Raw genomic sequence first — 405 nt, 5'->3', positions numbered from 1 at the left:
CTCCGAAAACATAGCTAAATAAAATGACGCTGATAAAACTCATCTTGCGGAGACATTAATGTCTCCGCCCTGTTCAGAAATTTTCTTGATGTGATTTAGCATTCGTAGCCGTAAAATACCACTTACCCACCGGATGCATATCCAATAGGGAAGAAATAGCCGCTTTGTTTTTCTATCTGTGCATTTTATTCGCGTTTCTGTAGTTAGGAGGCACTCGCCTTTTGTAATTGACGTTACCATAATTGATACGAACACTTTATAGAAACCGGGCCGAGTAAAATGGATAAAATCAGAGGGGGATCGCATCACAGGAGATGTATTCGAAGAATCGAATGTGCCTAAAAGGCCGCGTATGATTTCTTTGGAGGGAATTTCGCGAAGGACGATAAAATCTTCAAAATCAAA

1 pseudogene is annotated in these 405 nt (G+C 40.2%); it reads right to left on the bottom strand.

The window, feature by feature from the left end:
• Positions 1-39: 39 nt before the first annotated feature.
• Positions 40-405, bottom strand: a pseudogene (locus tag B3759_RS07365) (hypothetical protein); the annotation flags it as partial.

The sequence above is a fragment of the Acetobacter sp. UBA5411 genome (assembly GCF_002409645.1).
Lineage (GTDB): Bacteria > Pseudomonadota > Alphaproteobacteria > Acetobacterales > Acetobacteraceae > Acetobacter.
The sequence above is the reverse complement of the archived record's forward strand: the minus strand, read 5'-3'. Positions and strand labels throughout refer to the sequence as shown.